At 67.0% G+C, this 25951-nt stretch carries 21 protein-coding genes and 1 riboswitch; of the genes, 15 read left to right on the top strand and 6 right to left on the bottom strand.

Going from position 1 to position 25951, the window contains the following annotated elements:
- Positions 1-58 precede the first annotated feature (58 nt).
- The gene (locus tag LU699_RS10695; protein WP_232137545.1) at positions 59-1165 is read left to right on the top strand and encodes an HDOD domain-containing protein; all 1107 of its coding nucleotides are present in this window, start codon (positions 59-61) and stop codon (positions 1163-1165) included.
- Between the two features lie 314 nt (positions 1166-1479).
- On the opposite strand, the gene LU699_RS10690 is transcribed toward LU699_RS10695, so the two are convergent.
- The 3 genes from LU699_RS10690 to LU699_RS10680 form a co-directional block, all read right to left on the bottom strand.
- Entirely contained in the window at positions 1480-4386 is a 2907-nt protein-coding gene (locus LU699_RS10690; RefSeq protein WP_425491228.1) for a TonB-dependent receptor domain-containing protein, read from the bottom strand.
- A 164-nt stretch (positions 4387-4550) separates the two neighbouring features.
- Complete coding sequence (locus LU699_RS10685) at positions 4551-5420, bottom strand: helix-turn-helix domain-containing protein (protein WP_327058892.1); 870 nt, start codon at positions 5418-5420, stop codon at positions 4551-4553.
- A 108-nt stretch (positions 5421-5528) separates the two neighbouring features.
- Positions 5529-7817, bottom strand: coding sequence for a winged helix-turn-helix domain-containing protein (locus LU699_RS10680; RefSeq protein WP_232580157.1), 2289 nt, complete (start codon positions 7815-7817; stop codon positions 5529-5531).
- A gap of 295 nt (positions 7818-8112) precedes the next feature.
- On the opposite strand from LU699_RS10680, the gene LU699_RS10675 reads away from it, so the two are divergent.
- Entirely contained in the window at positions 8113-8781 is a 669-nt protein-coding gene (locus tag LU699_RS10675) for an RNase A-like domain-containing protein (protein WP_232137547.1), read from the top strand.
- Between the two features lie 15 nt (positions 8782-8796).
- Positions 8797-9102: a contact-dependent growth inhibition system immunity protein gene (locus LU699_RS10670; protein WP_232137548.1), complete on the top strand. Its 306-nt coding sequence runs from the start codon at positions 8797-8799 to the stop codon at positions 9100-9102.
- A gap of 69 nt (positions 9103-9171) precedes the next feature.
- Here the strand turns inward: LU699_RS10670 and LU699_RS10665 are convergent, their stop codons facing one another.
- Together LU699_RS10665 and thiC are read right to left on the bottom strand one after the other, a co-directional pair.
- Positions 9172-9768: a DUF4136 domain-containing protein gene (locus LU699_RS10665; protein WP_232580156.1), complete on the bottom strand. Its 597-nt coding sequence runs from the start codon at positions 9766-9768 to the stop codon at positions 9172-9174.
- Positions 9769-9891: 123 nt separating this feature from the next.
- Positions 9892-11769: a phosphomethylpyrimidine synthase ThiC gene (gene thiC / locus LU699_RS10660; protein ID WP_232137550.1), complete on the bottom strand. Its 1878-nt coding sequence runs from the start codon at positions 11767-11769 to the stop codon at positions 9892-9894.
- A gap of 100 nt (positions 11770-11869) precedes the next feature.
- A riboswitch (TPP riboswitch) is annotated at positions 11870-11965 on the bottom strand.
- Positions 11966-12108: 143 nt separating this feature from the next.
- On the opposite strand from thiC, the gene LU699_RS10655 reads away from it, so the two are divergent.
- The 4 genes from LU699_RS10655 to thrC all read left to right on the top strand — a co-directional run bounded on the left by LU699_RS10655 (position 12109) and on the right by thrC (position 17122).
- The gene (locus LU699_RS10655) at positions 12109-12261 is read left to right on the top strand and encodes a hypothetical protein (protein ID WP_232137551.1); all 153 of its coding nucleotides are present in this window, start codon (positions 12109-12111) and stop codon (positions 12259-12261) included.
- Between the two features lie 87 nt (positions 12262-12348).
- Positions 12349-14868 carry a bifunctional aspartate kinase/homoserine dehydrogenase I gene (thrA, locus tag LU699_RS10650; protein WP_232137552.1) on the top strand — a complete coding sequence of 840 codons (2520 nt, stop codon included), beginning with the start codon at positions 12349-12351 and terminating at the stop codon, positions 14866-14868.
- Entirely contained in the window at positions 14865-15830 is a 966-nt protein-coding gene (locus LU699_RS10645; protein ID WP_232137553.1) for a homoserine kinase, read from the top strand. The genes thrA and LU699_RS10645 overlap by 4 nt, the downstream gene beginning before the upstream one ends.
- Entirely contained in the window at positions 15827-17122 is a 1296-nt protein-coding gene (thrC, locus tag LU699_RS10640; RefSeq protein ID WP_232137554.1) for a threonine synthase, read from the top strand. The genes LU699_RS10645 and thrC overlap by 4 nt, the downstream gene beginning before the upstream one ends.
- 78 nt (positions 17123-17200) lie before the next feature.
- Here the strand turns inward: thrC and LU699_RS10635 are convergent, their stop codons facing one another.
- Positions 17201-17557 carry a BON domain-containing protein gene (locus LU699_RS10635; protein WP_425491133.1) on the bottom strand — a complete coding sequence of 119 codons (357 nt, stop codon included), beginning with the start codon at positions 17555-17557 and terminating at the stop codon, positions 17201-17203.
- Between the two features lie 113 nt (positions 17558-17670).
- Here LU699_RS10635 and LU699_RS10630 point away from each other — a divergent pair, with 113 nt between their 5' ends.
- The 8 genes from LU699_RS10630 to LU699_RS10595 all read left to right on the top strand — a co-directional run bounded on the left by LU699_RS10630 (position 17671) and on the right by LU699_RS10595 (position 25930).
- The gene (locus LU699_RS10630; protein ID WP_336246131.1) at positions 17671-18768 is read left to right on the top strand and encodes a DNA topoisomerase IB; all 1098 of its coding nucleotides are present in this window, start codon (positions 17671-17673) and stop codon (positions 18766-18768) included.
- A gap of 40 nt (positions 18769-18808) precedes the next feature.
- Positions 18809-18961, top strand: a complete 153-nt coding sequence (locus tag LU699_RS10625) for a hypothetical protein (protein WP_232137555.1) — start codon at positions 18809-18811, stop codon at positions 18959-18961.
- Positions 18962-19315: 354 nt separating this feature from the next.
- Positions 19316-20311 (top strand): ketol-acid reductoisomerase, encoded by a 996-nt coding sequence (gene ilvC, locus LU699_RS10620; RefSeq protein WP_232137556.1) that lies wholly within the window; start codon positions 19316-19318, stop codon positions 20309-20311.
- Positions 20311-22083: an acetolactate synthase 2 catalytic subunit gene (ilvG, locus tag LU699_RS10615; RefSeq protein WP_232137557.1), complete on the top strand. Its 1773-nt coding sequence runs from the start codon at positions 20311-20313 to the stop codon at positions 22081-22083. The genes ilvC and ilvG overlap by 1 nt, the downstream gene beginning before the upstream one ends.
- Positions 22067-22303, top strand: coding sequence for an ACT domain-containing protein (locus tag LU699_RS10610; RefSeq protein WP_232137558.1), 237 nt, complete (start codon positions 22067-22069; stop codon positions 22301-22303). The genes ilvG and LU699_RS10610 overlap by 17 nt, the downstream gene beginning before the upstream one ends.
- On the top strand, positions 22294-23223 hold the full coding sequence (locus LU699_RS10605) for an aminotransferase class IV (protein ID WP_232137560.1): 930 nt from the start codon (positions 22294-22296) through the stop codon (positions 23221-23223). The genes LU699_RS10610 and LU699_RS10605 overlap by 10 nt, the downstream gene beginning before the upstream one ends.
- Positions 23224-23225: 2 nt before the next feature.
- Complete coding sequence (locus LU699_RS10600) at positions 23226-24392, top strand: threonine dehydratase (protein WP_232137562.1); 1167 nt, start codon at positions 23226-23228, stop codon at positions 24390-24392.
- Complete coding sequence (locus LU699_RS10595) at positions 24389-25930, top strand: 2-isopropylmalate synthase (protein ID WP_232137563.1); 1542 nt, start codon at positions 24389-24391, stop codon at positions 25928-25930. Before LU699_RS10600 ends, LU699_RS10595 begins: the two co-directional genes overlap by 4 nt.
- The last annotated feature ends 21 nt before the right edge of the window (positions 25931-25951 follow it).

The following is a 25951-nucleotide window of genomic DNA, read 5'->3' as shown; positions in this document are numbered from 1 at the left end:
CTAACATCGCCGCGAGCCGACGCCACGGGGGTGCTGCGGCCATCCGGGGACGTCCTGCGTGCGCATTCTTTTCGTGGGTGGCGAGGACAGCCTGCCGTCCGATCTCGTTGCGCTCGTCGCGGACATGGACGCGGCGTGGCAGGTGCAGCGCGCGTCCGATGGTGCGACCGCCCTGGCATCGATCGTCGAGACGCCACCGGACGTGGTGCTGGTCGCGCCGATGCTGCCCGACATGCCGGTCGACACTCTGCTGGGCCGGATCCGCACGCTGCGCCCGGAAACCTCCCGCATCGCGGTCGTCGGCGGTCAGCCGCCGGCACGCCTGCTGTCGCTTGCGCACCGCTTTCTGCCGCTGCCGGTCGGTGAAGCCCAACTGCTGGAAGCGATCGCCAGCCTCGAGGAGCTGCGCGAGTTGCTCGACAACCCGACCCTGCGCGAGCGCATCGGCCGGATCGACAGGCTCCCGTCACCACCGCAGACCTATCTCGCGCTGGCGAGCGCGCTCGATTCCGACGACACCAGCGCCGCCGACATCGCGCAGCTGATTTCGGGCGATCCCGCCATCGCGGCCCGCGTCCTGCAGCTGTGCAACTCGGCGTATTTCTCGTTCGGTCGCACCATCACCGACCTGCGCTCGGCCGTGACCCGGCTGGGTATGGTGACGATGCGCGATCTGGTGCTCACCAGCGAAGTCTTCGCGTATGCCGCGCGCAGTGATCTGGATCGCCCGGCGATGCAGCAACGGGCGTTGATGGCATCGCAGCTCGCCCGCCGCATGTTGCCGGAATCGAGCACCGAGCTCGGTGCTACCGCGGCCCTGCTGGCCGACATCGGCCTGCTGCTGCCGGGCGTCCGCGACGAGCGCGCACCCGTCGACAGCCAGCCAATCGACGCGTCGGGCCACACCGAAGCCGGCGCCTACCTGCTCGGCCTCTGGGGCCTGCCAATGCCGATCATCGAGGCGGTCGCGTTCCAGCGCGATCCGGTCCGCGCCGGCACGCGCAGTTTCTGGATCACTGGCGCGGTCCACGTCGCGACCGCACTCGCCTCGGGCGAGCCCGTGCGCGAGGAGTATCTGCAGCGCACCGGCGTGCTCGACAAACTCGATGACTGGCGCGCGCATGCCGAGCGATTGCGGGGCGTGGGGCAAGCGCAGGCCGTCTGAGCGTCGGCGGTTGCGGTGTTCGATCCGGATCGGAAGCGCTGATGCAGGTCGTGATGTGATCGGCGTGTAGCCCTGCCCTCGCCGCGGGCATGTCACCTGAGCAGGCGCACAGCCGGCGTTCGCGGGTCGGCACATCGGCTCAACGCCCGGTTGCGTTGGAATTCGCGAGTCAAGCGCGTTGCATCGAAACAACAAAAGCCGCCCGAGGGCGGCTTTTGTTGTTGCAGCTGGAAGAGCGGTGGGCAGAGCGACAGCGCCACACAGAACTACGGCCCCTTTCGGGGCCGTAGCGGTTCACACAGAGCTTCGATGGATCAGAAGCGCTGGTTGTACTGCATGTACAGGAAACGACCGATGTCGTAGCCGCCGTAATAGGCCGAGCCCGAAGCCGGGTTCGAGTACATCGGCGCCGAGTAGTGCTCGAACACGTTGTTAGCACCCAGCGAAACCGTTGCATTCCACGGCGCGGTCCAGCGGAACTGGACGTCGTGGAACGTGTTGGAGCCGATCTCGTTCTGCGGCGAGATCGCACCGTCCAGATCAGGCGCGGTGTAGTTCGGCAGGCTGCAGATACCGGGACGCGTCACGGCATTGAGGCAGTTTTCCTTGACGCCCGAGTAGTAACGCGCCGTCCATGTGACGCCGAAGTCGCCCATTTCCCAACCGAGCGTCGCGTTCGAGCGGATGCGGAAGTTGATACCCGCGCCGCCCGAGAAGCCGTTCGATTGCGACGGCGGCACAGCGTCGTTGCTGTCCTGCTTGAGTTCGTTCTTCGACACATACGTATTGAGCCACGACGCGCGGAAGTTGCCGTAGTCGGTTTGGAACGCGTAGTTCACATCGAGGTCGTAACCTTCCGTCTCGATGAAACCAGCGTTGATTCCCGCGTAGAAGAACGAGGTGATCACACCATCCGCGTCACGCGTGAAGCGCGAGCCGGTCGGATCCGAGCAACGCGATTCGATACCGCGCACGTAGCAATCGTCGAGCACGGTCGTCGGCGCATCGCCGATGATCGTGTTGTCGATGCGGACGTTCCACCAGTCGAGCGCCACGTTCAGACCTTCGATCTGCGACGGGCTGTACACCAGGCCGAGCGTCTTGCTGACCGACTCTTCCGGCGTCAGACCCGGGTTCGAGCCGGATGTGAAAGCGCGGTCGGACTGGTCTTCCTGGCTTTCCGACAGACCATCCGGCGTGTTGGCGCGCTGACGGAAATCCGCCGGCACGTCGGCGAGGCAGCGGGCGCTGCCGGCGGCAATGCCGTAGACGCTGTCGCACGGATCAGCATAGAACTCGAACGACTGGGATTCGCCACCGAACAGATCGCCGATCGTCGGAGCGCGGAAGCCCTGCGACCAGGTACCACGCACCAGCAGCGATTCGATCGGCTTCCAGGTGAAGCCGGCCTTGCTGTTGGTGGTGTCACCGAAGGTGTCGTAATCGGAGTAGCGCGACGCGAGGTTGATGCTCAATTCCTGCGCGAACGGCACGTCCGACAGCAGCGGAATCTGCAGCTCGGCGTAGATTTCGTCGAGGCTGTAGGAGCCGCCCGTCGGGCCAGACGCGAGGTCGGTCGAGTCACCGGTCTGCGCGAGTGCGTCAGGCGAGAACGAGCCACGCTCCTGACGGTGTTCGACACCGACCGCGAAGCCCAGATCGCCGGCCGGCAGTTCGAAGATCGCGCCGCTGATGTTGGCGAAGTAGCTGCGGGTTTCGGTTTCGGACAGTGCCTGACCCGGCTTGTACAGATAGGCCTGCACGTTCGGATCGCCCAGGCTGTTCTCGGCGGCATAGCCGAACGGGATCAGCGGGTTCCATGGCGTACACGCGCCGGGACCGGTACCGAGGGTGATCGGGTTGTCCGCGGTGCCGCACTGAACCACGCCATCCGAGTTGCGGAACGACGGGCCGGTCGCGCGGGCGACGTTCAGAGTATTCAGGTTACCCGTGCTGATCTGCACACCCTTGTTCTGGTTGTACAGGTGGCCGACGTCCCAATCGAAAATGCGGTTGTCGCCGAACTCGAACGAACCCTTGATGGCATTCGAGATACGGAACGTCTGCAGACTGTTGCGGACTTCACGCGGCACTTCCCAACCGCGACGGGTGTAGCTCACTGCTTCACCGACCGGGTTGAATACGCTGTCTTCAGACAGACCGCCGGCGCTGTTGTCGAACGCCGCACTCTGGAACGGATAGCCCGCATTCCGCGCGTACGAATCACGATCCGAATACAACAAGTCGGTTTCGAGCGTGATGTTGTCGGTGATGTCCACGATCGAGCTCAGGAACGCCGACTTGCGCTCGATACCGCTGTAGACGGTGGACTGCTGGCTCGGGAACGTCTGGTCGATTGCAGCGTTCACCGGACGGTAGCTGGAGAACTGGGTCGGATCCAGGTTCGGCACGTCACGACGCAGCGTGTAATTCACGCCGTTGAAGGTGAACTGGCCTTCCTTGCGAACGCCGGACGCACCGCCCGGGAACGGCGCACTCTTGGGGCCGGTCGGGAACGTGTCACGCGAGAACCAGCGGTCCGGTGCGAACACCGGGTCTTCCTTCGCATACTCGGCGCCGAAGGTCAGCGACGTACGCTCGCCGGTCGAACCGACCACGATGTCGTAACGCTCGACTGCACCGTCGCCCTCGCCCCACTGGCCGTAGTACGCGCCGACTTCTGCGCCGTCGAAGTTGCGGCGTGTGATGATGTTGATCACGCCGGCGACAGCGTCCGAGCCGTAGATCGTCGACGCGCCGTCCTTCAGGATTTCAATGCGCTCGACCATCGAGGTCGGGATCGCGGAAACGTCCTGCAGACCACCCGTGGTAATACCGAGACGACGGCCGTTGACCAGAACCAGCGTGCGCTGCGGGCCCAGGTTGCGCAGGTCGATGTACGTACCACCGACGGCTTCACCCGAGCTCAGCGGCGAAGCGCGGCTGATGGCCGGCGAACCTGCCGACGTGATGTTCTCAAGGATGTCGGCGACCGAGCTGTAACCCTGGGTCTGGAGATCTTCACGCGTGATCTGCAGAACGGGCTGCGCGGTTTCAAGGTCGACCTGACGGATGCGCGAGCCAGTCACTTCGATACGGTCGAGCGTGGTCGGGGCTTCCGTGGTCTGGGCCTGAGCAAAAGCGGCACCCGGCACGATCGCGGTCAGGATCGCGGCTGGCAGCAAGCCCTTCCGCAGTGCGGGAGTGCGAAAATTCTTCAAAGTCTCTCTCCAGAGTGTGTGTGTTACTGAGGCGTTAAGACGCCATTCGCACGTTACGTCTGGAACGACTTGCACTGCCTTGCCACTATCAACCTCTCCCTTTGCCGAATCTGGCGTTTACTTTTCGTATCCCTTCGTGCCGGCGTTGGAGTCACGTCCGCGTGTTAAGCCAATGCATGGACATCGTTGACAGCTTGCGAGCGCGCGGCGCGGCTCGCGACGCGATAACCGCTTGCCGGAACCCCATGATGATTCTTGAACGCGCGCGCGAAGCTGCAGCAGTTGTCGAAACCCGTTGCGGCGGCCACCTCGCCTACCATCATTGACGTCGTGCGCAGCAATAGAGCTGCACGTTCCAAGCGAAGCCGCACGGAAAGCGTCTGTGGGCTTTCGTCGTACAGCGCGTGGAAGGCCTTCGAGAAATACCAGCTGGAAAAGCTCGTCAGGTCCGCCAGCTCGCTGATCCGGACGACACGGTCTGCATTGCCTTCGAGATACATGTGAGCACGCTGCATACGACCGAATACCTGCCGTTTGCGGCTGCGTGACCGCCCCGGACAACGTCGCACACGTGCAGCCAGGTCGCGCTGCACTTCAGCCAATTGCAGGAGCAATGGACGCACCGATAAAGCACCGCCATCGGATTGCGCTGCCTTTCGCCACAATCGAAAGAGGATACGCAACTCCCCTCTCGCCAAACGTCCGCGCCCCGCGTACAGGTTGCCGTCACTCAGCGCCTGCAGGGATTCAAGCGCCGCGGTGTCCAGCGCGATTCCGACGCACAGCCCCTGCGGACCACTTTGGACCAGAGGTGAAGATTCTTTTTCGAAGGCCATCCAGTCGCCGTGTCTAAGACGGAAGCGCCCTTCGCGTGATTCGATCCATCCATCGCCGCGGACCTGAATCCACAAGTTGAAAACGGGTGCTGACATCTGCAGACCGCCCAGACGGGCGGTGGCAAGACACTGGGCGGCGCGCTCAAGCGTTTCATAGGCGAGCACCTGGCCGCGCGCGGCCCACAAACAGGTCGACATTGGATCACTCTCATCTTGGATGAGAGCGTTCTGCGGGTTAAGAGCGCCACTTGCCCGAAGTTGACCTTAGACTTTGCCGAAATCGTGGCGAAACGGTATACGAAAAAACTACGACGCTTGCTTTCTCTTCGATATCAACCACTTGAAGAATCCAGCATGTTGGAGACGCGGCGGCGGAATTGTCATGAAACCGATGTCACTGCCATCTTCTGACGCCAGCGAGACGAACCACGCGCCGTTAGCGGTGGAGAGTCCGTTCGTCGAGCTGTGGATCACCGGGTCCACGCAGACACTGTCCACGGATGCGAGCAGCTGGTCTTCAATCCGATAGCGTGACATGCGTGATCTGCAGGACGGTGCGGCATCCAAATAGATGATCGCGCCGTCCTCGGTGACCGACCAACTCCGATAACGCCAACGCGAAGGCACAGATTCACTGAGCCGGACAATTGCACCCATGTCGAGCGTTGGCGGCGCCATCCAGAGGCCGCTTGCATCCAAGCGGGTGTAGAACACTCGCCCGCTCGCCTTGTCAAAACGGACTTGAGATACGTCGGAGATGCGTCCTTTGGGCTTCCACGTGGTGCGGTCATAGGCCACGAGCGTCGTACCGCCCTCATCGGCGCCCGCACCTTCAATCACGAACAGGGTGCCCGACGGGCCGTATGCCGCTTGCGCAGGGCGCGAACCCGATAGCGGAAGTCTCTCGATCCGACCGCTCTCCGGTTCTATCTCCAGGATCATCGGTGCGTTAGCGTCGTCGAGCGCCGTCACAATCAGGTGGCGACTGTCTGCAGACCAGATTGGAGGCTGCCGGGTGTCTGGACGCACACCGGCAATCGGCCTGAGCGAATCCGGCGAGTCCAAACGGGACCACCACAACTCGAAACGACCAGCACGATCCGACGTGAAAACAATCTGTCTACCATCCGGAGCAAGAATCGGCTGAGAGTCGCGCCCTGAAGACGTGAAAAGACGCCGCCACTCTCCGGTCTCCGATTCCACGCGATAGAGGCCGAATTGCGGCCTGCGATGCACGAACGCCATCATTCCATTCGCCGCAGAGATCGAGGGCGATTGCGCGTCCTCGATACCCATATCAACAATCATTCCATCGTCGATTTGGGCAAGGTAGAGGCGCGCCTCGCTGTCGACGCGGAGTCCGAACACCATCCCTTCTCCATCAGGCGACCAGCTCCAGCCGCGAAACTCGGCACCTAGATGGGTGATCTGCTCCGGCGTGCCACCCTCTATTGGAACGCGCCAAAGGTCGCCCATTTGCGGATTGCGGATAAAGCCGATCCAGCGGCCGTCTGGCGAGACCTGAGGCGCGAAATCGAGGTCGCCGGCAGCGCCCGGATAATCGAGGCCCCGCCAGCGGCCGCTGACAGGATCAAGAATGCGCAGTCGGGTCTCATTTTCAGCGCCAGTCATTGTGCCAAACAACAATTCTTTGCCATTGGGCAGCCAGTCGAAGCTTAAAAGATCGCTGCCGTCACAGCGTGCGATCTCGCGTTCATCGCCGATGCCGGCGGCCGGCATCAGAAGCACTCGACACGCACCGTTTGCCTCCCAGCGTGCGAATGCGATCTCGCGGCCATCGGGAGACCAAGCTGGCAAGTCGTCGCGTGCACCTGGTGGCGGTCGCGACAATGGCCGTGGTGCGGCGCTCGATGTGGTCTGCACCATGATCGTGGACTGACGATCGGCATCGCCAGGTCCTGATGCTGAATACGCGACCATCGACGCATCGGGAGACAGTGAGGGTGAAAGCTCGAACCCTGTCGCGTTGGTAATGAGCCGGTACGGAAGACTGACAGGCGTGGGACCTGGGCTGCCGCTCAGGGGATCCGCAGCGGTGCGCACAGCTTCGAATGTGGTCCACACTCCCAAGGCGCCGATAGCGAGCAGCAGCAGCGCCGCGCATACCAACAGCCAACCGCGATGACCATGGATTGCACTCGCAGGCCTTCGATGCGGTACAGGAGGTGACTCCGCTTCCTGAGCGGTATGGTCGGCAACAGAAGCAGACTCCGCGTGCATTACATCAACAGGCACCGTGAGGCGATAACCGCCCTTCGCAATCGTTTCGATGTAGCGCTTGTCGACACTGCCTGTTTCGCCGGTGAATGCTTTGCGTAGCTGAGTAATCGCTTGTGTCAGAACATCGTCGGTCGGCAGCGTATCCGGCCACACTTCGGCAAGCAGCTCACTGCGTCCGACCACTGCACCGGGCACGCGTGCCAGCATCCGCAGCACACCGATCGCTTTCGGCGTGACGCGGCGCGGGCCGCGCGCACCGGGCATGAGGATTTCGCGCGTCGCGAGGTCGACGACGCCGTCACCCACGCGAAGACGCAGGGGCGTCGGCACGTCAGGAGACATTGGATTCGGCATCGGACCACCAGCAGAGGGTGAGCGAGGGTAGCCAAAACAGGCTGAATGACGTGCAGTGTGGGCACAGACTCCGCACAGCGCGCGTGACACAGGTCATGGGAGGTGCCCGTTGCCTCGGGTCGCCCCGAGGATGTAGGAGGGGGCCTGGCACATTAGTGTCCGGTCATCCCATGACAGGACAGCAGTGCCGATGGATGTGACTTCCACACCGCTCGCCGCATCCCAGCCGGGCTGGCCTGTTTCAGCAAATGGCGCACGCACCGACGGCGCAGCCACAGCCGGGGGACTCGCTACGATGAGCCGCGATGCGCTCGACAGCCACATTGCAGCTCGCGTCGATGCAGGCGAGCTGACCGGCTTCCTGGCCGAAACCGGAGGCGCGGTCACCCTCGCCGAGCGCAGCCCGGTGTTCGCCGACGAACTCGGCCCGCTGCTGGGCGACATCCGGGATGCGCTGAATGCGTTGCCGGCGCAAGCGCTGTCGCGTGTCGAGCGGGATGCGGTCGAGGCGACGATCGGGCGGATCGAGACCTATCTCGGCAGCATCGAGTCGCCCGAAGGCCCCGACGCGACCGCCGAAGTGCCCGGCGGCGGACTCGAGGCACATGAGGAGGCCGGCGGGCATCTGATCGAGCGCCACGTCGGCAAGAGCGAACAGTGGCTGCTCGACCGGGTGAGCCGCGACAACATCAGCGCGGCGTCCAGCTTCCGTGATCTGCCGGAGGCCGAGCGCTTCGTGTCCGCGACGATCGCCGATCACCAGGGCCGGGTCGATGCCTGGGCCGACGGCAGCGGCGGCAACCGTCTGGTCATCGACACCACGTTCGACGCCAGCACCGGGATTTCGGTCAGCCGGGGCGACACCAGCGCAGTCGACGTGTTCTCGGTGCGCCTGGTCCTCGAGCGTTCGAACCAGCTCGACATCGGCTATAGAATCGTGACCGGCTATCCCAACAAGCCCTGACGAGTCGACGCCCCGATGAGCGCCTATCCAACGCTGGAAAACTTCCTCGCCGCCTACTTCCATCAGGATTGGGCGGTGGAGCACGACACGCCGGAGGCGGTGATCGCCTATTACCGCGGCAGCGAGGCACCGGAGCAGGTGTCGCGCGCGCGCGCCGAGGCCGAGGCGCTGCTAGGCGAAGGACTCGACGAAGACGCGTTGGGCGAGCGGATCGCCGCACTGGGCAGCGAGTACGACCCGACCCGCGACGGTGCCACCTGGCGCGGCTGGCTGCAGCGGCTTGCGCAGGATCTGGGCGCAGACCGCACCGACGCCGACTGAAGCCTGCATCGCACAAAAAAAACGGGCCGCAAGGCCCGTTTTTTTCGTCGCTGCAATGACGCGCCCGGCTTACATCGCCTGGGCGCGTGCGCCGGCCTGGTGCGGATAGTTCGCGAAGATCTCGGCGATCGTCGAATTGATCCGCTGGGCACGCTGGTCCGGCTTGTTGTTGGACACGCGGCCGACCGCGATGCCTTCCCACACCAGACGCTTCGCGCGCGCATCGACCAGGTCGACGTTCATCGTGCCCTCGGTGTAGCGGTACACGCTCGTGCGCTCGTTCCAGTACGGCACCGCGAAATAACCGCGGGCGCGATAGCTGTAGTAGTACGCGTAGTCGACCGTCGGGTAGCTGCTGACGTCGGTACGACGTTCCATGTAGGCGTTGATGTTCACCCACAGGTCCGGATTGGATTCGCTGTAGCGATAGCCGCGGCGCTCCATCTCGGCGCGCACCGCCGCCTTGGCGATCTCGCTGGTCTGGGTTTCGTAGCCTTCCTTCTCTATCGCCAGCGGCGTGTAGAAGGACCAGGTGCGGTACGCCGAAAAGTGGGCACGCGGATCGGCCTCGGTGGTGATGCGGGGGCCGGTGGCACAGCCCGCCAGCAGCACGAGGCTGCAGAGCGCCACGAGCCATGCGGCGACGCGGGACGTCGAAGTCTTCATATCGGATCTCCCTGTTCTGGGGCGGATCGTGACGCGCTGTCCCGATACCGTTACTGAACATACGGGGTGCAGTGTCGCGCGGATGCGACGGCCAGAGGAACGGTTCATCCGGCCGCCGTGCATTCAGCCCGGGCGGTAGACCTCGGCGCCCTGCGCGCGGAACTCCGCGGACTTCTCCGCCATGCCCGCGGCCAGCGCATCCCCGGTCCCGACCCCGTGCTCGGCTGCGTACTCGCGTACGTCCTGGGTGATCTTCATCGAGCAGAAATGCGGCCCGCACATGGAGCAGAAATGCGCGGCCTTGTGCGCATCCTTGGGCAGGGTCTCGTCGTGGAACGCCTCGGCCTTTTCCGGATCCAGACCGAGGTGGAACTGGTCCTGCCAACGGAACTCGAAGCGCGCCTTGCTGAGCGCGTTGTCGCGCACCTGGGCGCCGGGGTGGCCCTTGGCCAAGTCGGATGCGTGCGCCGCGATCTTATAGGCCATGATCCCGTCGCGCACGTCCTCGCGATTCGGCAGGCCCAGGTGCTCCTTGGGCGTCACGTAGCAGAGCATCGCGGTGCCGTACCAGCCGATCATCGCCGCGCCGATCGCGCTGGTGATGTGGTCGTAGCCCGGCGCGATGTCGGTGGTCAGCGGCCCCAGCGTGTAGAACGGCGCCTCGCCGCACTCGCGCAGCTGCTTGTCCATGTTCTCCTTGATCAGCTGCATCGGCACGTGGCCGGGGCCTTCGATCATGGTCTGGATGTCGTGCTTCCACGCGATCTTCGTCAGCTCGCCCAGCGTCTCCAGCTCGCCGAACTGCGCGGCGTCGTTGGCGTCGGCGATGCAGCCCGGGCGCAGGCCGTCACCGAGCGAGAACGCCACGTCGTAGGCCTTCATGATCTCGCAGATGTCCTCGAAGTGTTCGTAGAGGAAGCTCTCGCGGTGATGCGCGAGGCACCACTTGGCCATGATCGAACCGCCGCGCGACACGATGCCGGTGACGCGCTTCGCGGTCAGCGGCACGTAACGCAGCAGTACGCCGGCATGGATCGTGAAGTAGTCGACGCCCTGCTCGGCCTGCTCGATCAGCGTGTCGCGGAAGATCTCCCAGGTGAGCTCCTCGGCGCGGCCGTCCACCTTCTCCAGCGCCTGGTAGATCGGCACCGTACCGATCGGCACCGGCGAGTTCCGGATGATCCACTCGCGCGTCTCGTGGATGTGCTTGCCGGTCGACAGGTCCATGACCGTGTCGCCGCCCCAGCGGATCGACCACACCAGCTTCTCCACTTCTTCGGCGATCCCCGACGACACGGCGCTGTTGCCGATGTTGGCGTTGATCTTGGTCAGGAAGTTGCGGCCGATGATCATCGGCTCGCTTTCGGGATGGTTGATGTTGTTGGGCAGGATCGCGCGGCCGCGGGCGATCTCGTCGCGCACGAATTCCGGCGTGATCACCTGCTGGATGTTCGCGCCGAAGGCCTCGCCCGGATGCTGCTGGCGCAGCAGTGCATCGCGCACCAGTTCGAGGCGCTGGTTCTCGCGGATCGCGACGTATTCCATCTCCGGCGTCACGATGCCGCGGCGTGCGTAGTGCATCTGGGTGACGTTGGCGCCGGCCTTCGCCACGCGCGGCAGCGTGCGCGACGGGAATCGCACGTGCGCGAGTTTCGGGTCATGTTCGCGGCCGCGGCCGAATGCCGAACTCAAAGCCGAAAGCGCCTCGGTGTCGCCGCGTTCTTCGATCCAGCGCGCGCGCAGCGGCGCGAGGCCCGCAGCGAGATCGATCGTCACGTCCGGATCGGTGTACGGGCCCGACGGATCGTAGACCGTGATCGGCGGATTCTCTTCGCCGCCGAACAGCGTCGGTGTGCGCGTCTGCACGATCTCGCGCATCGCCACGCGCAGGTCGGGGCGCGAGCCTTCGACGTGGATCTTGCGCGAACCCGGGATCGGGCGCGTCACCGATTCGGAGAGCTGGTCGGTCTGTTGCAGCAGCGTGGAAGGCACGGCATTCATGGCATTCGTCCTGTGGCGTGTTCGCTGGGAACGGGACGAAGCGGCGGCGCCGGGCCCGACGCGGCGACGCCCGCACGGCATGTGCGGAAGACGGTTCTGCGGCGGGTCCTGCGAAGCTTCCCTACGCCGGTATCAGCCGGATCAGGTTCGAAGGGACTGTCTCAACCGGCTGATGCCGGTACCCCCGCTTCGGCGCGGATTAGAGCATGAAGCGCGCGCTTGCCCAATACCGGATACCGCTTCCTGTCTCTCACGCATCGCGCCGGGCGCGTGCGCCTGCTTCGATCGTTACCGCGAAAACCGTTGACACGCCGCGCGACGCCGTGATCCTCTGCAGAAATGACGCACCGCACCAACCTTCGCACTGCCCGCCTGATCGCCACCCCGGCGACCCTCGGCGTGCGTGCGGACGCGGCGTCCATCACCACGCGCGGCACCATTACCGGCACCGGTACCACCGGCCACGGGATGTGGACGCGCGCCGCCAGTTGATCTGACCGCCCGCTCCGCATCCCGACCCGGGGTGCGGACGCCACGTCCCGACCCTGCCGGCTGCGGAGCTCCATGAGGAGTTCTCCGATGTCCGCTGTTGCGCCGCTCGCTCCACCCGTTCCCGCGGCATCGCCCGCGCTCGCCTGCCACGTGCACAAGTTCGGCGGCAGCAGCCTGGCCGATGCCGCGCATATCGGCAGACTCGCCGCGCTCGTGCGCGCCGACGCGCGCCTGCGCCCGGTCGTGGTCTCGGCGATGGCCGGCACCACGAACGCGATGGTCGCACTCGGCGATGCGGCCGCCGCCGGCGAGGACTGGAAGCCGGGCTGGGACGCACTGCGCCAGCGCCATCTCGAAACGGCGGATGCATTCGAATCCGAAGCCGGCGGTCCACTGCACACTGCGCTCGAAGCGGAGTTCGCCACGCTGGCCCGCGATCTGCAGGACCACGCATCCGGTGCCGATCCGCACGCACGGGACCCCCGCCTCGCGCGCATCCACGGCTGCGGCGAACAGCTCTCGTCCCGACTCGCCCAGGCCGCGCTCGGCCCGGACTGGCACCGCCTCGATGCGCGCGATGTCCTGGTCGTCCACGCCGCCGAAATGGGCGCCGTGGTCGACTGGGACGCCAGCCGCACGCGGCTCGCCACCTGGCGCCTCGCCCACGGCGCACGCGATGTGGTGATCACCGGCTTCGTCGCGCGCGATGCCGAAGGCCTCGACACCACGCTGGGCCGCAACGGCAGCGACTATTCCGCGGCGATCTTCGCCAACCTGTTCGATGCCGATGCGTTGACGATCTGGACCGATGTCGACGGCGTGCTGTCCGCCGATCCGCGCCTCGTCCCCGACGCCGTGTGCCTCGACGCGATGTCCTATGCGGAGGCCTGCGAACTCGCCTATTTCGGCGCCAAGGTGCTGCATCCGCAGACGCTGGCGCCGGTGCAGTCGCGCGGCACGCCGGTGCGCATCCGCAACAGTCGCAATCCAGCGGCGCCGGGCACCTTGATCGCGCTGGAGGCCGCCCCCGCGGCGTCGCCGGTCAAGGGCCTGAGCCTGGTGCGCGATGTCGCGGTGCTCGAACTCGTCGGCAACGGCCTGGTCGGCGTGCCCGGCATGGCCGAGCGCATGTTCGCGGCGCTGCACGGCGCCGGCGTGTCGGTGACGATGATTTCGCAGGGGTCGTCCGAGCATTCGATCTGCTGCGTGGTACGCGCCGAGCAGGCGACGCGCGGCCATGACGCGATTGTCGAAGCCTTCGCCGATGCCATCGCCGAAGGACAGGCACAAGGTGTCGCGGTGACGACGGACCTGTGCGTGCTCGCAGCGGTTGGCGACGGTATGGTCGGCAGCCAGGGCGTTGCGGCGCGCCTGTTCGACGGGCTGGCGCAGGCCCGCGTGAACATCCGCGCGATCGCCCAGGGCGCGAGCGAGCGCAACATCTCGGTCGCGATCGCGCAGGACGACGCCACGCGCGCCTTGCGCGCCGCGCACGCCGCGTTCTGGCTGTCGCCGCAGACGGTCTCAGTGGGCGTCATCGGCCCCGGCAACGTCGGCCGCGCGCTGCTGGCGCAGCTGGCCGAGGTGATCCCGGCCCTGCGTGCGCGCGCCGGTGTCGACCTGCGCCTGCGCGCAGTCGCCAGCAGCCGGCGCATGCATCTTGGCGACGCCGCGCTCGATCCGGACACCGCGGGCGCCATGCTCGACGACCACGCGGACGCCTGTGATCTCGACGCCTTCGCCACGCACGTCCGCGCCGACCACCTGCCGCACGCGATGATCGTCGACTGCAGTGCCAGCGATGTCGTCGCGGCGAAGTACGCGGAGTGGCTCGCCGCCGGCATCCACGTCGTCACCCCGAACAAGCACGCCGGCAGCGGCGACTGGCAGCGGTATGCACGGATCGCAGACGCGCGCGTCACAGGCCACAGCCGCTTCCTGTACGAGGCCACAGTGGGTGCGGGCCTGCCGGTCATCGTGACGCTGCGCAATCTGCTCGACACGGGCGACACGCTACATGCGATCGACGGCATGCTGTCGGGCACGCTGGCGTGGCTGTTCAACAGCTTCGACGGCAGCCGGCCGTTCTCCGACCTCGTGCGCGAAGCGCGTGCACTCGGTTACACCGAGCCCGACCCGCGCGACGACCTGTCCGGGCTGGATGTCGCCCGCAAACTGGTGATCCTCGCCCGCGAAGCCGGCCGGCCGCTGTCGCTGGCGGATGTCGACGTCGAAAGCCTGGTGCCCGAAGCGCTGCGCGAGGTGCCGCTGGACGTGTTCCTCGATCGCCTGACCGAACTCGATGCGCCGATGCAGGCGCGTCTGGATGCCGCGCGCGCGGCCGGGTGCGGGCTGCGCCACATCGCCCGGCTCGGCGCCGGGAGCGACGCGAGTGTTGGCGTGCGCGCACTTCCCGCCGATCATGCGTGCATGCATACCCGCCTGACCGACAACCTCGTCCAGTTCACCACTGCCCGTTACGCCGAGAATCCGCTGGTCGTGCAGGGCCCGGGCGCCGGCCCGCAGGTCACCGCCGCCGGTGTCTTCGGCGACGTGCTCGCGATTGCGCACGCGCTCGGCGCGCGCACCGGATGGCGTCACGCATGAGCCGGAGACCCGATTCCAGAGACATGCACGCACGCGCGTTCGCACCCGCGAGCGTCGGCAACATCGGCGTGGGGTTCGATGTGCTCGGTCATGTCATCGACGGCCCGCGCGACATCGCCCACGTGCGCCGCATCAGCGCGCCGGACGTGCACATCGAGTCCATCGGCGGAGCGGTCGAAGGCGCAGATCGCCTGCCGCTGCACGCGCCCGACAACACTGCCGGCCGCGCATTGCAATCGTTGCGTGCCGCGTTATCGCTGCCGTTCGGCTTCGCCCTGACGCTGGAGAAAGGCATTCCACTCGGCTCTGGGCTGGGTGGTTCCGCGGCGTCCTGCGTCGCGGCGCTGGTCGCGGCGAATGCGCTGCTCGATGCGCCGCTGTCGCGCGAGGCGCTGTATCCGTTCGCGCTCGACGGCGAATCGGTCGCCTCGGGCGCGCGCCACGGCGACAACGTCGCGCCGATGCTGCTCGGCGGCGTGACGCTGTCGACCGCCGATCGGCTCATCGCACTCGACGTGCCCGACTGGCTGTTCGCGGTGGTCGTGCATCCGGACCAGGTGCTGGAAACGCGCCGCTCGCGCGCGGTGCTGGAGGACCCGTACGCGCTGCACGACGTGGTGACCCACAGCACGCATCTGGCCCTGTTCCTGACCGGCCTGCAGCGCGGCGATCGCGAACTGATCCGTGCCGGCCTGCACGACGTGCTGGTCGAACCCCGCCGCGCGCCGCTGATTCCCGGCTTCGCAGCGGTCAAAGCCGCGGCGCTCGCGAACGGCGCGCTGGGCGCGAGCATTTCCGGTGGCGGACCCAGCGTGTTCGCGTGGTTCGATTCGCGCGAGGCGGCCGAACGCGCCGCACCTGCAATGCGCGCAGGCTTCACCGATGCCGGCATCGAAGCGCAGGCCTATGTTTCGCCGGTCGCCGGTCCACGCGCCGATCTGCTCGATGGAGACGTCGCATGAAGTTCGTCAGCACCCGCGGCGACGCACCTGCAGTCGGCATCGACGATGCGCTCGTCGCCGGTCTCGCACCGGATAGTGGTCTGTACGTGCCCGAGTCGATTCCGACGATCGATCTCGTCACCCCGCGCGCGACGCTCGTCGACACCGCCATCGCCACGCTCGCGCCGTGGTTCGCCGGCTCGCGTATCGAATCGCAACTCGCCGATCTCTGTGCAACGGCCTTCGCGTTCGATGCGCCGCTGCCTCCGCTCGCAGGTCCGGGCGATCATCTGCTCGAGCTGTTCCACGGGCCGACCGCGGCGTTCAAGGACTACGCCGCCCGCTTCCTCGCGGGCGCGCTCGGTGCACTGCGTGATCCCGCAGCGCCAGACACGACGATCCTCGTGGCGACCTCGGGCGATACCGGCGCAGCCGTCGCCTCCGCGTTCCACCGCCGACCCGGATTCTCGGTCGTGATCCTGTATCCAGACGGGCGCGTGTCACCGCGCCAGGCGCATGGCCTGGAATGCTGGGGCGACAACGTGCACGCGTATCGCGTTGACGGCAGTTTCGACGACTGCCAGCGACTCGCGAAGCGGGCGCTGTCGGATCCGGCCCTGCGCGCGCGCATCTCTTTGGGCACCGCCAACAGCATCAGTCTCGGCCGCCTGTTGCCGCAGGCCGCGTACTACGCGCACGCCGCTGCACACCACCATGCCGCGACCGGACACGTGCTCAATCTCATCGTGCCGACCGGCAATCTGGGCAATGCGTCGGCCGCATTCGTGGCGCGCGCGATGGGCGCGCCGCTCGGCGATATCCGTCTGGCCTGCAACGCCAACGACACGTTGCCGCGCTTCTTCGGTGGCGCGGCGTACGACGCACAGCCCACGCGCGCCACACTCGCGAACGCGATGGACGTCGGCGCACCGAGCAACTTCGAACGGTTGCGCCACTGGCATGCCGACGACGCTGCATTGCGCGCCGCGTTCGTCGCGCGCTCGGTGGACGACGCCACCATCCGCACGACGATCCAGACCGCGCCCGCACGTCACGGCATCGTGCCCTGCCCGCATACCGCGACGGGTCTGCACCTACTCGAAGCCCTGCGCGCGGATAGTGATACCCGCGACTGGGCGGTGGTGGCGACTGCGCACCCTGCGAAGTTCGACACCATCGTCGAACCGCTGGTCGGTCACACGATGGCGCTGCCGGCGTCACTGGCCGACTGCCTGTCGCGTCCAGCGACAAGCGCGCCGATGCACAACGACAGCGATGCGCTGGAACAGGTGTTGCTCGCAGCACAACGCTGAGAAAATCTGCGGACACCGCAAACGAAAAGGCCTCCCGCAGATGCGGGAGGCCTCGAGGTCATGCGGATCGCTTCGGCGTCAGTTCGCCGGACCGACCTTCAGCTGGGCGCTGTCGACGCGCTTGACGCCTTCGATCTCGCCAGCGATCGCTTTTGCGCGATCGATCTGCGCCTGCGAGTCGACATCGCCCGACAGGCTGACGGTGCCGTTGGTGGTCTCGACACCGATGTCGAGGCCGGCGACGTCGCTCGACGCGAGCAGATCGGCCTTGACCTTCGTGGTGATCCACGTATCGGACACCGGCTGATCCGAGTCCGACTTCGCAGCGACCGTCTGCTCGCCGCGTTCCTGCATCTGCTGCGCAACAGCCGTGCCCGAGATCAGCATCGAGCCGGCAATCGCGGCGCCCATCAGGGCCTTGTGCATCGTCTTCATGGCGGTGTTCCTCGTGCATTTGTGTGGCCAGAGTGTGCGAACGCCTGCGTGCCGGGAGGGTGAAGCGCATCCTGTTCACGAGGCACTGATCCTGCGCTTGTTATCAGCCGCTCATGAAGCTGACGGGCAAATCCGTGAACGATGACGACAACGTGCGCGCTGCGCGCCTCGCGGGCCTGCGCTGGGTCAGCGACGACCTGCCCGGGCTGAGCCGCCGCCGCGCAGGCAAGGGGTTCAGCTATCGCGACCCAGATGGCAAGGCCGTGCGCGATCGCGCGACGCTCGACCGCGTGCGCATGCTCGCGATCCCGCCGGCGTATCGCAACGTGTGGATCTGCGCACTTGAGAACGGACATCTGCAGGCCACCGGCCGCGACGCGCGCGGACGCAAGCAGTACCGCTATCACCCGGACTGGAGCGAGGTGCGCGGCCACGGCAAGTTCGATCGCATCGTCGCGTTCGCGACCGCACTGCCGCGTCTGCGCCGTGCACTGGGCCGCGATCTCAAACTGCCGGGCATGCAGCGCGACAAGGTGCTCGCGATCGTCGTCTCGCTGATGGCGCAGACCTTCGTGCGCGTCGGCAACGACAGCTACACGCGCAGCAACGGCTCGTTCGGCCTGACGACGCTGCGCAACCGCCATTTCGAACTCGTGCGCGGCGGCCGCGCGCGTTTGAAGTTCCGCGGCAAGAGCGGGCAGGAACAGGAGATCGAACTCGACGACGCGAAGCTGACCGCACTGGTGCGCAAGGTGCAGCAGCTGCCGGGCCAAGCGTTGTTCCAGTATGTCGACGACGAGAGCGAACGCCACGGCGTCGACTCCGGCATGGTCAACGACTATCTGCGCGAGGCGATGGGCGGTGCATTCACGGCCAAGGATTTCCGCACCTGGGGCGGCACGCTGATGGCGTTCCGCCGGTTCGCGGCGATGCCACTGCCCGAAGGCAGAAAAGGCGGCGAGCCCAGCGAGCGTGCGCTGGCGACGCAGGAGAAGATCGTCATCGCCGATGTCGCCGATGCACTCGGCAACACCGTCGCGGTGTGCCGCAAGGCCTACATCGATCCGGTGTTGTACGAGGCCTGGCGCGATGGCGGACTGCAGCGCGCGGCGGGCAACGCACGTGGTGAGCGCCAGTGGGAAGCGGCCACGTTGAAGCTGTTGCGTCAGCGGCATCGCAAGCGACCGGCGGGCAAACCGTTGTCGAAGTAACTGTTGACACGCCGGTCACGGGCGTGTTTTTCTCGACCCCATGACGCAGCGCAACAACCACCGCCAGATCGCCACCGCCGCACGCCTCCGCGTGCGCGACGTGCGCCTGCCGGTTGCGCTCACCTCGGCCATTCTCCTCGTACTCGTACTCCTTATTACCGTCCGGAATGGCGCGGGGATGGGGTTCGTGTAGCAAGACGAAACTCCAGAAGGTCGAAAGAACCTGAACCCCGCGCCGAAAGGCGCGGGGTTTTTGTTTGGGCCTCGCAAAACCTCCAGTCCCAGAGCCAACCCGCCATGCACAGCCATCCCGCCAACGCCTGCACGACACAGCCCGCGACGCCGCAAGGCGCAGCGCGTGCGTCTGCCGCGTGTCCGGATGCATGCGGCGATACCGCCTCCTCCACCGCCGACGCGGTGTATCGGACGGCCGGTCGGGACGGGGCAACGCCCTCGACCGCCGGCCGTTTCCACATCCGGGCCTCGCGCGTCACCGCGTGAGCCGCCCGCCCTCCCCTTTCCACCCGCAAATCGGACACCACCACCCATGAGCAATGCCAATCCCTCCATCGCCATCGTCGGCTACGGCAGCCAGGGCCGCGCGCACGCGCTGAACCTGCGCGATTCCGGCTTCGACGTCGTCGTCGGCCTGCGTCCCGGCGGCCCGACCGAGCAGAAGGCGAAGGCCGACGGCTTCACCGTCAAGACGCCTGCCGACGCAGTCGCCGATGCCGACCTGGTCGCCGTGCTGACGCCCGACATGGTGCAGAAGCAGCTGTATGCCGACGTGCTGGCGCCGCACATGAAGCAGGGTGCCTGCCTGCTGTTCGCGCACGGCCTCAACGTGCATTTCGACATGATCGCGCCGCGCGAGGATCTGGACGTGGTGCTGGTCGCGCCCAAGGGCCCGGGCGCGCTCGTGCGCCGCGAGTACGAGATCGGCCGCGGCGTGCCCTGCATCTACGCCGTGCACCAGGATCCCACCGGCAAGGGCGAGCAGCTGGCACTGACCTACGCCGCGGGCCTGGGTGGTGCGCGCGCGAACATCATCAAGACGACCTTCAAGGAAGAAACCGAAACCGATCTGTTCGGCGAGCAGGCCGTGCTGTGCGGGGGCGCGTCGTCGCTGGTGCAGGCCGGCTTCGAGACGCTGGTCGAAGCGGGTTACCAGCCCGAGATCGCGTACTACGAAGTGCTGCACGAACTGAAGCTGATCGTCGACCTGTTCTACGAAGGCGGCATCACCCGCATGCTTGAATTCATCTCCGAGACCGCGCAGTACGGCGACTTCGTCAGCGGCCCGCGCGTCATCGATGCCAGTGTCAAAGCGCGCATGAAGGACGTGCTGACCGACATCCAGAACGGCACCTTCACCCGCAACTGGCAGGCCGAATACGACGCCGGCCTGCCGAACTACAAGAAGTTCCAGCAGGCCGACAAGGACCACCCGATCGAGCAGGTCGGCCGCGAACTGCGCGCCAAGATGACCTGGCTGGGCGAGCAGACCGGCGCGCCGGCACAACCGCAGAGCGAGGCCGCCTGATGAACGGCGCCCGCTGGCTGGTGCAGGCGCTGGAAGCCGAAGGGGTCGACACGATCTTCGGCTATCCGGGCGGCGCGATCATGCCGTTCTACGACGCGCTGCACGGCGCATCGTTGAAGCACGTGCTGGTCCGCCACGAACAGGGCGCGGCGTTCGCCGCGAACGGGTTCGCGCGGGCCAGCGGGCGCGTCGGTGTCTGCGTCGCGACCTCCGGCCCGGGCGCCTCGAACCTGGTGACCGGCATCGCCGACGCGATGCTGGACTCGGTGCCGATGGTCGTCATCACCGGCCAGGTGGCGACGCCGCTGATGGGCACCGACGCATTCCAGGAACTGGACGTGTTCGGCATGACCCTGCCGATCGTCAAGCACAGCTTCCTGCTGCGCAGCGTGGACGAACTGCCCAATGTCGTCGCAGAAGCATTCCGCATCGCGCGTTCCGGCCGTCCCGGCCCGGTGCTGATCGATCTGCCGAAGGACGTACAGATCGGCGATGCCGCGCATCTGGGCGCACACATTCCCTCGACGGCCGACGTCATGCCGGCCTGCGCCGACCACGCGCTGCACGAGGCGGCGGCGCTGATCTCGCAGGCCGAGCGCCCGGTGGTCTACGGCGGCGGCGGCATCATCCTGGGCGACGCGCTGGACGCGTTCCGGGAGTTCGCCGATCTGACCCAGATCCCGACCGTGCTGACGCTGCGTGCGCTGGGCGCGCTGCCGCCGACACATCCGGCCAACCTCGGCATGATCGGCATGCACGGCAGCCGCGCGGCAAATCTGGCGGTGCAGGAGTCGGATCTGCTGATCGTCGTCGGTGCGCGCTTCGACGATCGCGCCACCGGCAAGCTGGCCGAGTTCGCACCGCTGGCGCGCATCGTCCATCTGGATGGCGACAGCTGCGAGATCGGCAAGCTGCGCGCTGCCGATGTGTCGGTGTGTGGTGATGTCGCCACGAGTCTGTCGCGTCTGGGTGCGCCTTGCGCGGCGCAGATGCAGGGTCGGCACGCCACCGCGCGCACTGCGTGGCGTGACCTGTGTGCGCAGCGCCGCGAGCGGTTCGCCGCGCGCTACGACGCGCCCGGCGACAAGGTCTTCGCGCCGGCGCTGCTGAAGCGCATGAGCGAACTGGCGCCCGATGCGACCGTCACATGTGATGTCGGCCAGCACCAGATGTGGGTCGCGCAGCACTGGCGCTTCGACCATCCGCGCAAGCATCTGACCAGCGGCGCGCTGGGTGCGATGGGCTTCGGCCTGCCGGCCGCAATCGGCGCGCAGATGGAAGACCCGTCTCGCCGTGTGGTCTGCGTCAGCGGCGACGGCTCGTTCCTGATGAACGTGCAGGAGCTGGCGACGCTGAAGCGCTACCGCGTGCCGGTGAAGATCATCCTGCTCGACAACCAGGCGCTGGGCATGGTGCGCCAGTGGCAGGAACTGTTCTTCGAGCGCCGTTATTCCGAGATCGACCTGTCCGACAACCCGGACTTCGCGCAGGTCGCGCGCGCGTTCGGCATCCAGGCGCTGTCGGTCGACAAGGCCGCCGATGTCGAATCCGCATTGGCCGCGCTGCTGGCCGCCGACGGTCCTGCATTGCTGCACGTCGCCATCGACACCGCCGCCAACGTCTGGCCGCTGGTCCCGCCCAACCACAACAACGCGCAGATGCTCGATGCCGACGAGGCCACCTCGCTCGACATCGGCGACTCCGTCGTGCCTGCCACCGAACCCGCTGCCGCCACGTCCGCCAAGGAATCGAGCCATGCGTTACCAGTTTGAGATGACCCTGCGCCGCGCCGAAGGCGCGCTGGTGCGCGTGCTGGGCACCACCGAACGCCGCGGCTTCCGCCCGGTGTCGTTCGAAGGCGACGCGCACGCCGACAGCGATCACTGGAACCTGCGCATGACCGTCGAAGGCGACCGCGCCGCGATTGCCCTGCAGGGCCAGCTGGCCAAGCTCTACGACTGCCTGTCGGTGGAGGTGTCGCCGTGTCGTTGAACGTCACCGCAGAGGCCGCACCGGCGCAGGCGCCGTCGATCGCGGAGACCGCAGCGCCCGCGCGTCCGCAGGCCTGGTTCGACGGCGCGCTGTGCGATATCGATGCGCTCCAGGCCGGCTTGACCACGCATGCGATGCACTACGGCAGCGGCGTGTTCGAAGGCATCCGCAGCTACGCGACCGCCGGTGGCGCCGCGGTGTTCCGCCTGCCCGAGCACATAGCGCGCATGCGCGAGGGTGCGGCGCTGCTGGGCATGCACTTCGATCCCGCGCAGGCCACCGAAGCCGTGCTGGCGACGCTGCGCGCGAACAGCCATCGCGATGCCTACATCCGCCCGCTGGCGTGGTTCGGCGAAGGCGGCTTCGGCCTGGATGTCGAAGGCCACACCGAGCATCTGATGGTCGCGACCACCGCGACCCAGGTGCATCTCAACGGCACCCGCGCGCGACTGGGCATCAGCAAGTGGCGGCGCAATCCCGCGGACTCGCTGCCGCCGCTGAAGCTGTGCGGCGCCTACGTCAATTCCATCCTGGCCAAGCGCGAGAGCAAGTCGCGCGGTTTCGACGAGGCGCTGTTCACCGATGCCGACGGCTACGTCGTCGAATGCACCGGCGCCAACGTCTTCATCGTCAAGGCCGGACGCGTCACCGCGGTCCAGCATCGCGACGCGCTGCCGGGCATCACCCGCGACACGCTGGTCACGTTGAGCGGTGCGGACTCGCGCGCCGTTACCGTGGAAGAGCTGTACGACGCCGACGAAGTCTTCGCCTGCGGCACCGCGGCCGAAGTGGCGCCGGTGCACGGCGTCGAAGACCGCAGCTATGGCGACAACCCGGTCACCCGCGAACTGGCCGCGCTGTATGCGCGCGTCGTGCGCGGCGATGCCGAGGCTGCGCGCGGCTGGCTGACGGCAGTCTGAGCATGTCCGAGCCCGACGTAGGCCGCGCCCCGCGAGCGACCGCCAGTGATGTGCTGGCGGCGCAGGCGCGGCTGCGTCGCCATCTCGACGTGACGCCGATGCATTACGCCGAACGCTTCGGCTGCTGGCTGAAGCTCGAGAACCTGCAGCGCACCGGCTCCTACAAGGTGCGCGGCGCACTGAACGCATTGATGGCCGCGCGCGAGCGCGGCGACGACCGCACGGTGATCACTGCCTCGGCCGGCAACCATGCGCAGGGCATGGCGTGGGCGGCCTACCGGCTGGGCGTGCCGGCGATCACGGTGATGCCGAAGAACGCACCCGCGACCAAGGTCGCCGGCGTCGCCCACTGGGGCGCGACCGTGCGCCTGCATGGCGAGACCTACGACGAAGCCAAGGCCTTCGCCGCCGAACTGGCCATGCAGAACGGCTTCCGCCTGCTGTCGGCGTTCGACGATGTCGACGTGATCGCCGGCCAGGGCACCGTCGGGCTGGAGATCGCCTCGGCGCTGATGCCGGACGTGGTCATCGTGCCGATCGGCGGCGGTGGCCTGGCGTCGGGCGTCGCGTTGGCACTGAAGTCGCAGGGCGTGCGCATCGTCGGCGCGCAGGTCGAAGGCGTGGATGCGATGGCGCGCGTGCTGCGCGGCGATCACTCGCCGTTTTCGCCCGTGGCGACGCTGGCCGACGGCGTGCGGGTCAAGGAGCCGGGCCTGCTGACGCGCGCGCTGCTGGCCGATCTGCTCGACGACTTGGTCATCGTGCGCGAGGCCGAACTGCGCGAGACGCTGGTGCGTCTGGCGCTGGAAGAACACGTGATCGCCGAAGGGGCCGGCGCCCTGGCACTGGCCGCCGGCCGCCGCGTCGCCGGCAAGCGCAAGGTCGCCGTGGTATCGGGCGGCAACGTCGATGCCGGCGTGCTGGCGCAGCTGCTGTCGGACGTGCGTCCGCGCCCGCCGCGCAAGCCGCGCCGTCGGTTACGCGAAACCGCGAGCGAGGTGCCGGCCATTGCGGCCGTCGCACCTGCCGCGCACATGGCGACGCCCCGTCGCCGCAACGACCTCGCTGCATCCGCGCCGTCCGGAGGCGGCGAGCCGCGACTTCGACGCGCGCCGTGTCCCCGCACCGAACGCACGCCACACCGAATCACCGAGGAATTGCCCGCATGACCGCCTCCGACAGCATCCGAATTTTCGACACCACCCTGCGCGACGGCGAACAGTCGCCCGGTTGCAGCATGACCCCGCAGCAGAAAGTGGTGATGGCGCGCGCGCTCGATGCGCTGGGCGTCGACATCATCGAGACCGGCTTTCCGGCCAGCTCCGAATCCGACCGCGAGGCCGCACGGCTGATCGCGCGCGAGGTCCGCCGGCCGACGCTGGCGGTGCTGTCGCGCTGCCTGCCCGCCGACATCGAAGCCTCGGCGCGCGCCCTGGACGGCACCGCGAATCCGCGCCTGCACGTCTTCATCTCGACCAGCCCGCTGCACCGCGAACACAAGCTGCGCATGAGCCGGCAGCAGGTGCTGGACATGACCGCGACCAGCGTCGCCCACGCGCGCCGGCTGATCGGCGATGTCGAATTCTCGGCCGAGGACGCGACCCGCACCGAAGACGATTTCCTGAGCGAGGTGATCGCGGTCGCGATCGCCAACGGCGCGACCACGATCAATGTGCCGGACACGCTGGGCTACGCGACGCCCGAGGAAACCCGCGCGCTGTTCCAGCGTCTGATCGGCACGATTCCCGGCGCGCGTGACGTGATCTTCAGCGCGCACTGCCACAACGATCTGGGACTGGCGGTCGCCAATTCGCTGGCCGCGATCGAAGGCGGCGCACGCCAGGTCGAGTGCACCATCAACGGCATCGGCGAGCGCGCCGGCAACTGCGCGGTCGAGGAACTGGCGATGGCGCTGAAGGTGCGCAACGCCTTCTACAACCTGGACACGCAGATCGACACGCGCCGCCTGGTCCCGACCTCGCAGCTGCTGCGTCGCCTGACCGGCATGGCCGTGCAGCGCAACAAGGCCATCGTCGGCGAGAACGCATTCGCGCACGAATCCGGCATTCATCAGCACGGCATGCTGCGCCACCGCGGCACCTACGAGATCATGAATCCCTCCGATGTCGGCTGGCCCGATTCGAAGCTGGTGCTGGGCCGCCACAGCGGTCGCGCCGCGGTGGGCCATCGCTTGCGCGCACTGGGGTACACGCTGGAAGAAGCGCAGCTGGAACAGGTCTTCGCCGCGTTCAAGGATCTGTGCGAGCGCCAGCGCGTGGTCGAAGACAACGATCTGGAAGCGCTGATGCACGGCGACGTCGACGGCCAGGGCTGGCGTCTGGCCTCCATGACCGTCAGCGATCGCGGCCAGCGCGCGAGCGCGCAGGTCGAACTGTCGGATCCCGAGGGTGGCAAGGTCAGCGAGAGCGCGCTGGGCGATGGCCCGGTCGATGCGCTGTTCGCCGCACTGGCCACCGCGACCGGCGTCGAGCTGGCGCTGGAGAGCTACCAGGTCCACAGCGTCGGCATGGGCCGCGATGCGCGCGGCGAAGCCAGCGTCAGCGTGCGCCACGGCGACGACATCCACGAAGGCACCGGCACCAGCCGCGACATCATCGAGGCCAGCGCGCTCGCCTGGCTGGATGTCGCCAACCGTATCCTGCGTAGCGCACGCGCCGCGCCGGCGCCGCAGGCCGCGCACGCCTGACGCACCACGCATTCCCTTTCG

Source organism: Luteimonas fraxinea (genome assembly GCF_021233355.1).
In the GTDB taxonomy this organism is placed as follows: Bacteria; Pseudomonadota; Gammaproteobacteria; order Xanthomonadales; family Xanthomonadaceae; genus Luteimonas; species Luteimonas fraxinea.
This window is presented reverse-complemented; position numbering and strand designations above follow the sequence as displayed.

Excerpts from the sequence above, each read along its gene's own strand:
- LU699_RS10625 (WP_232137555.1), top strand. The coding sequence starts at position 18,809 with ATGACGCAGCGCAACAACCACCGCCAGATCGCCACCGCCGCACGCCTC.
- LU699_RS10675 (WP_232137547.1), top strand. The coding sequence starts at position 8,113 with ATGAGCCGCGATGCGCTCGACAGCCACATTGCAGCTCGCGTCGATGCA.
- ilvG (WP_232137557.1), top strand. The coding sequence starts at position 20,311 with ATGAACGGCGCCCGCTGGCTGGTGCAGGCGCTGGAAGCCGAAGGGGTC.
- LU699_RS10630 (WP_336246131.1), top strand. The coding sequence starts at position 17,671 with ATGAAGCTGACGGGCAAATCCGTGAACGATGACGACAACGTGCGCGCT.
- LU699_RS10655 (WP_232137551.1), top strand. The coding sequence starts at position 12,109 with ATGACGCACCGCACCAACCTTCGCACTGCCCGCCTGATCGCCACCCCG.
- thrA (WP_232137552.1), top strand. The coding sequence starts at position 12,349 with ATGTCCGCTGTTGCGCCGCTCGCTCCACCCGTTCCCGCGGCATCGCCC.
- LU699_RS10635 (WP_425491133.1), bottom strand. The coding sequence starts at position 17,557 with ATGAAGACGATGCACAAGGCCCTGATGGGCGCCGCGATTGCCGGCTCG.
- LU699_RS10595 (WP_232137563.1), top strand. The coding sequence starts at position 24,389 with ATGACCGCCTCCGACAGCATCCGAATTTTCGACACCACCCTGCGCGAC.
- LU699_RS10670 (WP_232137548.1), top strand. The coding sequence starts at position 8,797 with ATGAGCGCCTATCCAACGCTGGAAAACTTCCTCGCCGCCTACTTCCAT.
- LU699_RS10685 (WP_327058892.1), bottom strand. The coding sequence starts at position 5,420 with ATGTCGACCTGTTTGTGGGCCGCGCGCGGCCAGGTGCTCGCCTATGAA.
- LU699_RS10600 (WP_232137562.1), top strand. The coding sequence starts at position 23,226 with ATGTCCGAGCCCGACGTAGGCCGCGCCCCGCGAGCGACCGCCAGTGAT.
- thiC (WP_232137550.1), bottom strand. The coding sequence starts at position 11,769 with ATGAATGCCGTGCCTTCCACGCTGCTGCAACAGACCGACCAGCTCTCC.
- thrC (WP_232137554.1), top strand. The coding sequence starts at position 15,827 with ATGAAGTTCGTCAGCACCCGCGGCGACGCACCTGCAGTCGGCATCGAC.
- LU699_RS10665 (WP_232580156.1), bottom strand. The coding sequence starts at position 9,768 with ATGAAGACTTCGACGTCCCGCGTCGCCGCATGGCTCGTGGCGCTCTGC.
- LU699_RS10610 (WP_232137558.1), top strand. The coding sequence starts at position 22,067 with ATGCGTTACCAGTTTGAGATGACCCTGCGCCGCGCCGAAGGCGCGCTG.
- ilvC (WP_232137556.1), top strand. The coding sequence starts at position 19,316 with ATGAGCAATGCCAATCCCTCCATCGCCATCGTCGGCTACGGCAGCCAG.
- LU699_RS10680 (WP_232580157.1), bottom strand. The coding sequence starts at position 7,817 with ATGCCGAATCCAATGTCTCCTGACGTGCCGACGCCCCTGCGTCTTCGC.
- LU699_RS10645 (WP_232137553.1), top strand. The coding sequence starts at position 14,865 with ATGAGCCGGAGACCCGATTCCAGAGACATGCACGCACGCGCGTTCGCA.